The following is an 8,561-nucleotide window of genomic DNA, read 5'->3' as shown; positions in this document are numbered from 1 at the left end:
CGCTGGCTTTGGCTACTGCGGGGCAGTTCCTCGCTGGCAGTGGGGCTCACGCCGATAGTGGGGCTCGCGATGTGATCGACGCGGCACTTCTTGCGGTGGCGGCCTCGGTGCCGGGCTCGATTGTTAGCGGCCATGCCAAACTGGGCGCCGCCCGGCCACCTTCGGCTTACTGAGCGCAGAGATTCCCCCAGCCGTGGGAACACCCCGCCTACGCAGGTTAGGACTCAGCAGCAAGGAACTCGCACGACTACGTGGCCTCGGAGAAGGCCCAGCCTTCGTCGCTCTCACACACAGAAGTCCGTCCGCTGCCTACGATCCAGCGTCGGCGACTGGGAGGCGCAGCTCACGGCCTGGAACGAAAGACTCTCGGCGTGATGAATGTCGGTGTGGCCGGGCAAGGCGTCTAGGACGCCTTCGATTCGTGCTCGAGCGTGTCCTCTGCCAGGGCGCGCCGCACACTCGACATGCCAACCTGCGGCTAGTGGGTGCTGACGTACCAAATGGTCAGCCCGACGCAGATGGCGACGAGCTTGATGATCTCGGCCTGTCGTTTCTCCTTCGCTTTCTGGGCTCTCTTGCTGGGCCGGGCGGCGCGGGGCTTGACCGCCGTTGGCTGACGGGTGCGCGTGGTTGCCGGGGAGGCCGTGGTGCGCGGCCGCAGGATGACGGGTGGCGTCGCCTCGTCCACGACGCGGTCGCTGAGCGCGTGGAATGCTGCGGCGATCTCGGCGGGTTCCTCGATGGAGTGTGGGCCCGCATGCCAGGTCCCGGGTTGCGCTGCCGCGGCGACGATGACGGCGACCTGCTGGACGCTGAAGATGGGGCGGCCGCTGACGGTGGCGCACAGGTCGCGAGAGTCGATGATGCGCAGTTCGACACCGTCGCCCTCGGGCGGGGCCTTCCGGATGATGCTGGCCGGGTCGACGAGAGCGATGACACCGCAGACGGGGACCGTCATCCCGGTCGCCAGGGAGAGCATCTTCTCCGCGCGTTTCGCTTCGTGGCTGGCGTTCCGAATGTACGGCTGCTTGTGATTGCCGACCATGAACCCGCGCCCGGCGACCCAGATTTTCTGTCCCGCGTGCCGTTTCGTATTGATTGTGAACACCCCGGCTTGGCTGATGACGACGTGGTCGATGTCGCTCTCGCCCTTCCCGACGGGAACGGAGTGCAGAACGGTCCATTCCGGTCCGAGCTGCGCGAGGTGCGCGCCGACCTGGATCTCTCCGATCGCGCCGATCCGCCACGGCACAGCGGCGTCGGTCAAGAGCACGGCGCCGGTCTCGGGGACGATCTCTCCGGATTCCGCTTGGCGGCGGAGCACCTCGATCATGAGGCCCTGCCCGGGAACGTTGCCCCGGAGGTCCCGGATGACCCGGGGCGCCGCTCTACGCCCGACTCCGGGCGTGTGCGGGCGCGCCGTTGTCTGCTCTGCTGCCGTCGGGTCTGCTACCTGGTTCCCTCCCCCCTGGGATTCCATGACTACTTCCGTTCGCTCGGTTCGCCGCAAACCAGGCATTAATCCTTGCCTGGAACTTCGGCGATGTTGTAGATGCAGTGCAGGCCGGGAACGCGGGAACCCGCTCCGTCCGACTGATCGCTGACTCCCCAGAGGTTACCGCTGGACTGGACCGTTTCCCCTCGTTCCGAATGGTCGCTATACCCCCAGAACCGCCGCTGCTCCGCAAGTCCACGGCGGATCTCTAGACCTAGAACATTTCGTCGACCTGAGGCTCAGCCTTGCTTTGGGGCTCAGCAGCAAGAAACTCGCACAACTACGCGGCCTCGCACATCCTGGGACGGCAAGTTATCGGCCTGAAAGTGGCTCACCGGCCTAGGTCTAGGCCCCGGTCTCGTTCTGGAGTCGACGCCCTGTATTCACGGCCCTCGGGAGCCGCGTGCTTCCCACGCACGCGGCTCCAAGCCGCAGGTGTGAGGTAATTGCGCTTGTTCACATCAACAATGCGCTGCAGCTCGGGATCGAGTGCAGGAGAGCCGTGATAGTCCGTAGATGGATCCACCTCAGGTCGCGCCATTTCTGCGTGAACCTCGGGAAGCGAGGCTGCCGGACGCTCGCCCCCGTAGATGGCCTTCGCACGCAGCTCCGCAAGAAGCTCAGCGCCAGCTCCTGGTATCCCGGTGTGATCCATCTCCTCGTAGAGCCGGCCGTCCTCGGTGTACGTCACACCGTCGCGCTCGACGTACGTCACGCCATCGATGTGGTCATCAAGCATGCGATCGAACTTGCGCTGTTCCTCGCTTGCGCGAAATTCATCCGCGAGCATCCCAGCCGCGATGGCGTCAAGGCGATCGTCGTCACTGGCGGCAGCGTCGGTCATACTGTCTCCTTCAATTCGTGCTGGTCAGCGTCAGCGAGGGCGCGGCGCACGCTCGACATGCCAACCTGCAACGCCTGGGCGATGGCCGCCCAGGTCGCCTTCTCGGCGCGCATGCGCCGGGCGACCTCGATACGCTCCGGGGTCATCACGGTAGGCCGCCCGCCGAGTCGGCCGCGGGCCTTCGCGGACGCGAGGCCGGCGCGGGTGCGGTCAGAAATGATGCGGCCATTCATCTGCGCAAAAGCAGCACAGATATCAAAGAACAACTCGCCGCCCGCAGCGGTGGTGTCAAACGGCTCGGTCAGCGATTTGAACTCCGCACCCCGCTTCGCCAACTCGGAAACGATCGACACGACCTCGGTCATCGACCGGCCCAGCCGGTCGGTGCTGTAGACCAGCAACGCGTCACCACGGCGCAGAAACGTCATGCAGTCTGCCAGGCCAGGCCGGGCGGTATTCTTATCCGTCACCGTGTCCGAATAGATGAACTCGGCCCCCGCCGCTCGGAGCGCGCCGGTCTGCGAATCCAGGTTCTGATCCTGCATGGAAACGCGGGCATAGCCAACAACCCTCACGACCCGCTACCTCCCGTAACCCGTCTCGGTGCCAAGCCCTTGGTCCGGCGCCCGGTATCCCCGCGCCTCAGCCCTACGCCCCTGAGCCGGCCGGCCAATCAACGTGGCACTCGTCGGGAAATTGCGTTTGTGCACGTCGATGATCCGCTGCAGCTCCGGCGCGAGCGGAATGATCTGGGCCGGCGCCGGCTTCGCCCGGTCGAGCGTGATCTGGTCGAACACGCCACCAGCTCCGCGGGACGCACCGCGAGATACCCCGTTGCCGGCCGGGACCGCTTCGAGTGCTCATTCCACAGTCCCTTCTCGATGAGGGAGTAGTTCAGCGTGAAAGCTGATTGCTCGGCCATCTGGTCAAGGAAGAGCTTGCCGGTGCGTCCGTTCCCCTCCCGGCCGAAGTGAGCCTGGTTGATGTTCGCGTAGACGTAGGCAACCGTGGACACAAACTCCTCCCTCCCCATGCCGGGCAGGTCCGCGTTGCGGATGGCCTCGGCGGTGTTTCGCCAGTACTGCTCGATCTGGTTCGGTGCGGCGAAAGCATGGTCACCCTTGACTATCCCGTGCGGCCGGACCACGCCCGCCCAGTTCGGGTACAACTCAGTGAACATCGCCGTATGCAACTGCCGGGCGTGCGCCAGGTCAAACGTGCGCTCGATCGGAACCACACCCGTTTGAATGGAATCCCGAACACGCTCCGCTACGACGTATTCGACCTGCTGCAGCAGAGCCTTCTCGCGGATCCCCCAGGCGTTTCTCATGACCGGCACTCCACCTGTCTCCTTAAGGGGATACAGCGTCGACGAAAAATCCCGGTACGACGTATCGAATGGCTCCGAAGCCATCAGGCGTTGGGGGTGGAACCAAAGATCCCAAGTTCAGCGAGAGCAAGATCCTGAAACTCCTGCGAAGAGATCTTCTTCATCGCCAGCAGAAGGGCCAACTCAACATCTCGCCGAGACGCCTCCCGTCCCTCATGCGCATCGCTTCCGAAGTTGCTCACAACCCGCATCGCGGTAGCCGGATCCACACCCTCAAAGAGCTCCGGGTACAGCGCCCAAACATCGTATCCACCAGCCACAAAAAGCCCCTTCGTCGTCAATCTCCATTCTACCAAGAAATGCTCATAAACGTTTAGAGTTAGCTTTTGGCAATTATGAACAACACGGTGTGGGACACCGCCCCACCGTACGGACTATGACGGTTATCAGGGGCTGGCGGCCCCGTGCCGATGCCGAAGAGGTTCGATACTCTGCCAAACTCGACAGCGGTGCCGGTGAGCGAGACCGGTCAGCAAAGCATGCGTTTCAGCAAGAGGAGCATCACACAGTGGTAACTGGGGAATTGAAGTCACAGATCGACAAGGTCTGGAACGCGTTTTGGACCGGCGGTATCGCCAACCCCGTCGAGGTGATCGAGCAGATCACGTACCTCCTCTTCATCCGGCGCCTGGATGACCTGCACACCCTCGCTGAGAACAAGGCGAACCGCACGGGCCAGCCGATCGAGAACCGCGTCTTCCCTGAGGGGAAGGACGACACCGGCCGCGCCCCACGTGACTTCAACGATCTGCGCTGGTCCGTGTTCGCGAACCGGTCCGCTGATGAGATGTTCACGATCGTCGGGCAACACGTCTTCCCGTTCCTGCAGCAGCTCGGCGAGACAGGGTCCAGCTACGCCCGCAACATGAAGGACGCCCGCTTCACCATCCCCACCCCGGCGCTCCTCGTGAAGGTTGTCGACCTCCTCACGGCCATTCCCATGGCTGACCGCGACACCAAGGGCGACGTGTACGAGTACATGCTCTCCAAGCTCGCCACGGCCGGCACGAATGGGCAGTTCCGCACCCCGCGGCACATCATCAAGCTCATGGTCGACATGTCGGCGCCCACCCCCACCGACGTGATCATCGACCCTGCAGCGGGCACGGCGGGCTTCCTGGTCGTGGCCGGCGAGTACCTGCGCGATCATCATCCGGAAATCTCCCCAGCGAGGCCCTGAAGCCCGATCCCCCGTTCGGTAAGTTCATGGAGGGTCGTGACGAGATGGCGCAGGTCGCGGCCTAGACGGAGGGGGTAACCCGGCTCTGGGAGTGGTCATCCAACTCGAGGGCGACCGCGCGGGTGAGAGCGTCCTCGGCGGGAAGTGCAGCCTGTTCAGCGGGCGAGAGGTCGTAACGGGAGACAGCGATCGGCTGGGTGGTGCCGGCGAGTGCGTATCGGACTACGGACTCGTTTTTGTCTGCGACTAGGAGCATCCCAACCGTGGGCTGGTGCTGTGGCTTCCGCAGCCGATCCTCAACGAGGGCGACGTAGAAGCCGAGTTGGCCGGCGTCGCGCGGGTCGAATTTCGTGGTCTTCAGTTCAATGACCACATACCGGAGTTGGTCGACGTGGAAAAACAGCAGATCGGCGAAGAAGTCATCGCCGTCGACGTCGAAGTGGACCTGGCGGCCAACGAATGCGAATCCGGGGCCGAGCTCGCGGAGTGTGTCGATGATGCGCTCGACGAGCCGGTCCTCCAGCTCTCGCTCGGCGGCGTCACCGTCGATCGCGAGGAACTCGAGCGTGAACGGATCCTTAGTGATCTGCTGAGCGAGCTCAGAATCGCTTCGTTCGAGAGCGTGCAGGAAGTTGGACGGAGCTGCGCCTTCGCGCAGGTGCAGGTGGGTGGTGATCTGGTGAGCCAACACCGGACGGCTCCAGCCCTGCGCGATGTCCTTGGCGCTGTACCACTCGCGTAGTTCGGGATCGTCGAGCTTGTCAAGCAGCTCGATGACGTGGCCCCAGGGCAATTCGCCAACGGGTCGTTGGCGAATTGAGTCGTGTTCGGGCCACGCTTCGGCGAACCGGCGCATGTACCTGAGGTTGGCCGGCGAGAACCCCTTCGCGGTCGGGAACTCTGCACGCAGATCCGCGGAAAGCTGGACAAGAACCTTGCTGCCCCACGCGGCCGTCTTCTGTCGCTCGATAATCGCCGCTCCGATCTGCCAATAGAGCCTGAGCAGTTCGGTGTTCACCCGGCGCTGGGCTATGTAGCGCGCCTCATGCACGAGCCGCTTGATGCTCTCAAGCGTGGCAGCGTAGTCGGACGGGACGATGGAGCTCATTCCTCAACGCTAATGGAGGTCGGTCGACCGTGCCCGCAGCGGACAGCCGGGGCTCAGGGTTTGGCCAAGTGCCGGTAGATCGTGGGGCGAGTGACTCCGAACTCCTCGGCGATGTGCTGGACGGTGTGGGCCCGCTTGCCGTCGGCGTCCTTCTCCTCATACATCTCACGGGCCAGCCTGACCTGGCGAGGACCGAGTTTGGGTTTCTGCCCACCGGTCCGTCCCCGGGCACGGGCCGCGGCCAACCCATCGCGGGTGCGTTCAGACATCAGCGCATGTTCAAACTCCGCAATCGAGCCAAGGATCTGGAAAAACATCCGCCCAGTGATACTGGACGTATCGATGCCCTGATCCAAGACCACCAAATCAACGCCGCGCTCCTGGAGAGTGTTCGACAAATCGATGAGGTTCTCCAACGACCGGCTGAGCCGGTCGAGTTTGGTCACGACGAGCTGATCGCCGGCCCGGTTCGCCGAGAGTAGAGCCTTGTCAAGTTCAGGCCGGCGGGCGAGTGTTCCCGATGCCGTGTCCAGGAATATCTGATCACAACCAGCCTCGGTCAGGGCATCGTGTTGGGCCTCAGGGTGCTGATCCCGGGTAGAGACCCGACCATATCCAATTCGCATACCAGCAACGTATCATCAACCCGGTAACGCGTTACATAGACGCGTACACGGCAAGCATTACTAATACCGCCCTATGTTCCCGCGACTTGCTGAACCCGTCCGAGCGTGTTTCGCGAACGATCGTTCGTGGACACGGATGCTGGCGCGGCGTAGCGGGGCATCCGCTTGAAATGACTACCGCGACCCTTCGAGCAGTGCCTCACACCGTATGGCGGACGAGGCACCCTGCGGGCGATTTCTGCGGGCGCGGTAAATGGGCAGCACAACAGCGACGGTGCCGGCGTCCCGGTGCAACCCACTACTGCCCGATAGCCGACCGGCTTACGAGTGCGCAATCGTGCGGCCTGTCGCGCCTAGCAGGGCGGCTGGAACTTTCACGAGCCCAATTGTGGGCGTTGTCGGGCGCGGTGGCGGCGGACTGCATCTCTGCTCGCGCAGCGCGGTGAGCAGTATCGCTGTGTGCCATTGCGGGAGACATCAACGATGACATGGGTGCAGGGGTTGGCCGCGCACCGGCCGAGGCGGCCCATGCCGCGGGTGGTCAGGTGCAGCGCAGTACCGACGCTGAATACAGCGTGAAGCACGTGTGGCAGGTCGTCATCGACGTCTCGGTAGTGCAGGTGCCAACCCTCACCGTTGTGGTCAGCTAAGCGCGGATAGGCGGCAGCGTCAGCCATCTGGTTATTGAGAAGGGTTGCGCGCGAATCATCGTCGACGGCATCCACGACACGGAGCCAGTCGTTCAGCACGGCTCGGCACCGAGCGTGGTCGCCGATGTCCTCAACGAAGGACATCGTCATCCCGTATTCGCGTGTTCGAGCGACGATGCCGGCTCGACTGTCGGGCCAGTCGTTGGCCAAAGAGCGTGCAAGCTGGACCGCGTACTCTCCGTAAGGGTTGAGATGCATAAGGCCATTACATCAGAGTTGATCGCATGCCTCCTTCCTCCATGAACTTCCCTGTGTCTGGCGCGTCCGTCGCCGGAATGGCGCTAGTCGCCCTAGTGATGGTCCTTACTCCCGGGCCGAACATGATCTACCTCGTCTCACGGAGCATCAGTCAGGGCCGCAGGGCGGGTTTGATTTCGCTGGCAGGAACTGGTGTCGGTTTCGTCGTCTACATGCTGATGGCGAATCTTGGGCTGGCTATTGTCTTTGTCGCCGTGCCCTGGCTGTTTATGGGGTTCAAGGCCCTCGGTGTCCTCTACTTGGCCTACCTCGCGTGGCAAGCACTGCGTCCTGGTGGTCGTGGCGTGTTCGACGTACGGGAGTACCCGAGCGACAGTTCCGCCCGATTGTTCCGGATGGGACTGGTCACCAATTTGCTCAATCCCAAGGTGGCAATCATGTACCTGACACTGATCCCGCAATTCATCGACCCGGACCACGGTCATCAGACCGTGCAGGGGCTGACTCTGGGCACAATTCAGATCTGCGTCAGTATTGTCGTCAACGCGTTGATCGTCATCGGTGCCGGCGGCATCGCGATGTTCCTTCGGCAGCGACCACGATGGGCCAATTGGCAACGACGAGCAACTGGCATACTCCTCGCTGCTGTCGCACTCATGCTCGCTCGCGAAGTTCCCGATCGTGCGCAAATCTGAGCTCCAGCTACAGGCGGCGCTTCGCGGTAACGCGGGAGGAAACATAGCCCGTAGAAGCGCGACCGCATGGCGCCCTGTAAATAGAAAAGAGGCCCGATACGCCCCATTGGGGAACGGCTTACGTGCACCGAGGGTGACATATAGCGCTGCAGAAAAGCAGCCATATACCGCTGCGACTCACATCCCGCAATCTTGAAAGGCGCAGGAGAGGGGGCGTGAGACGTCTCGTATCCCTAGGGGGCGGATTCAAGTGGTGTCTGCAACACCGGTTTGATTGGTTGGGTTCGAGATTAGCGTGGCGAGGACTTCTGCGGG

The 8,561-nt window shown here is 63.0% G+C and carries 10 protein-coding genes and 1 pseudogene; 2 read left to right on the top strand and 9 right to left on the bottom strand.

Annotated elements, in window-relative coordinates; translation table 11 throughout:
• Positions 1-478 precede the first annotated feature (478 nt).
• The 5 genes from QN350_RS18190 to QN350_RS18170 form a co-directional block, all read right to left on the bottom strand.
• Positions 479-1,480: a nuclease-related domain-containing protein gene (locus tag QN350_RS18190; RefSeq protein WP_323517060.1), complete on the bottom strand. Its 1,002-nt coding sequence runs from the start codon at positions 1,478-1,480 to the stop codon at positions 479-481.
• 346 nt (positions 1,481-1,826) lie between these two features.
• Positions 1,827-2,339, bottom strand: a complete 513-nt coding sequence (locus tag QN350_RS18185) for a hypothetical protein (RefSeq protein WP_323517058.1) — start codon at positions 2,337-2,339, stop codon at positions 1,827-1,829.
• The gene (locus tag QN350_RS18180) at positions 2,336-2,914 is read right to left on the bottom strand and encodes a recombinase family protein (RefSeq protein WP_323517056.1); all 579 of its coding nucleotides are present in this window, start codon (positions 2,912-2,914) and stop codon (positions 2,336-2,338) included. The genes QN350_RS18185 and QN350_RS18180 overlap by 4 nt, the downstream gene beginning before the upstream one ends.
• A gap of 98 nt (positions 2,915-3,012) precedes the next feature.
• Positions 3,013-3,753, bottom strand: coding sequence for a Fic/DOC family protein (locus tag QN350_RS18175; protein WP_323517054.1), 741 nt, complete (start codon positions 3,751-3,753; stop codon positions 3,013-3,015).
• Positions 3,753-4,010, bottom strand: a complete 258-nt coding sequence (locus tag QN350_RS18170; protein WP_323517052.1) for a hypothetical protein — start codon at positions 4,008-4,010, stop codon at positions 3,753-3,755. The genes QN350_RS18175 and QN350_RS18170 overlap by 1 nt, the downstream gene beginning before the upstream one ends.
• Positions 4,011-4,105: 95 nt before the next feature.
• Here QN350_RS18170 and QN350_RS18165 point away from each other — a divergent pair, with 95 nt between their 5' ends.
• The gene (locus tag QN350_RS18165; protein WP_416347745.1) at positions 4,106-4,909 is read left to right on the top strand and encodes a type I restriction-modification system subunit M; all 804 of its coding nucleotides are present in this window, start codon (positions 4,106-4,108) and stop codon (positions 4,907-4,909) included.
• Here QN350_RS18165 and QN350_RS20060 read toward each other — a convergent pair.
• The 4 genes and pseudogenes from QN350_RS20060 to QN350_RS18150 all read right to left on the bottom strand — a co-directional run.
• A pseudogene (locus tag QN350_RS20060) lies at positions 4,894-4,977 on the bottom strand (recombinase family protein); the annotation flags it as partial. The gene QN350_RS18165 and the pseudogene QN350_RS20060 overlap by 16 nt on opposite strands.
• Positions 4,971-6,017, bottom strand: a complete 1,047-nt coding sequence (locus QN350_RS18160; RefSeq protein WP_322140318.1) for a PDDEXK nuclease domain-containing protein — start codon at positions 6,015-6,017, stop codon at positions 4,971-4,973. The gene QN350_RS18160 and the pseudogene QN350_RS20060, both read right to left, overlap by 7 nt.
• 53 nt (positions 6,018-6,070) lie before the next feature.
• The gene (locus QN350_RS18155; RefSeq protein ID WP_322140317.1) at positions 6,071-6,643 is read right to left on the bottom strand and encodes a recombinase family protein; all 573 of its coding nucleotides are present in this window, start codon (positions 6,641-6,643) and stop codon (positions 6,071-6,073) included.
• A gap of 374 nt (positions 6,644-7,017) precedes the next feature.
• A complete protein-coding gene (locus QN350_RS18150; RefSeq protein ID WP_322140316.1) occupies positions 7,018-7,551 on the bottom strand; it encodes a CGNR zinc finger domain-containing protein in 534 nt (177 codons plus the stop codon).
• A 26-nt stretch (positions 7,552-7,577) separates the two neighbouring features.
• On the opposite strand from QN350_RS18150, the gene QN350_RS18145 reads away from it, so the two are divergent.
• Positions 7,578-8,246, top strand: coding sequence for a LysE family translocator (locus tag QN350_RS18145; protein WP_322140315.1), 669 nt, complete (start codon positions 7,578-7,580; stop codon positions 8,244-8,246).
• The last annotated feature ends 315 nt before the right edge of the window (positions 8,247-8,561 follow it).

Origin of the sequence: Cryobacterium sp. 10I5 (genome assembly GCF_035019865.1) — a bacterium.
GTDB classification, from domain to species: domain Bacteria; phylum Actinomycetota; class Actinomycetes; order Actinomycetales; family Microbacteriaceae; genus Cryobacterium; species Cryobacterium breve_A.
This window is presented reverse-complemented; position numbering and strand designations above follow the sequence as displayed.

What these genes read in the sequence shown, in the direction of transcription:
- QN350_RS18190 (WP_323517060.1), bottom strand. Translation starts at nt 1,480, where the DNA reads ATGGAATCCCAGGGGGGAGGGAACCAGGTAGCAGACCCGACGGCAGCA.
- QN350_RS18185 (WP_323517058.1), bottom strand. Translation starts at nt 2,339, where the DNA reads ATGACCGACGCTGCCGCCAGTGACGACGATCGCCTTGACGCCATCGCG.
- QN350_RS18175 (WP_323517054.1), bottom strand. Translation starts at nt 3,753, where the DNA reads ATGGCTTCGGAGCCATTCGATACGTCGTACCGGGATTTTTCGTCGACG.
- QN350_RS18165 (WP_416347745.1), top strand. Translation starts at nt 4,106, where the DNA reads ATGACGGTTATCAGGGGCTGGCGGCCCCGTGCCGATGCCGAAGAGGTT.
- QN350_RS18160 (WP_322140318.1), bottom strand. Translation starts at nt 6,017, where the DNA reads ATGAGCTCCATCGTCCCGTCCGACTACGCTGCCACGCTTGAGAGCATC.
- QN350_RS18155 (WP_322140317.1), bottom strand. Translation starts at nt 6,643, where the DNA reads ATGCGAATTGGATATGGTCGGGTCTCTACCCGGGATCAGCACCCTGAG.
- QN350_RS18150 (WP_322140316.1), bottom strand. Translation starts at nt 7,551, where the DNA reads ATGCATCTCAACCCTTACGGAGAGTACGCGGTCCAGCTTGCACGCTCT.
- QN350_RS18145 (WP_322140315.1), top strand. Translation starts at nt 7,578, where the DNA reads ATGCCTCCTTCCTCCATGAACTTCCCTGTGTCTGGCGCGTCCGTCGCC.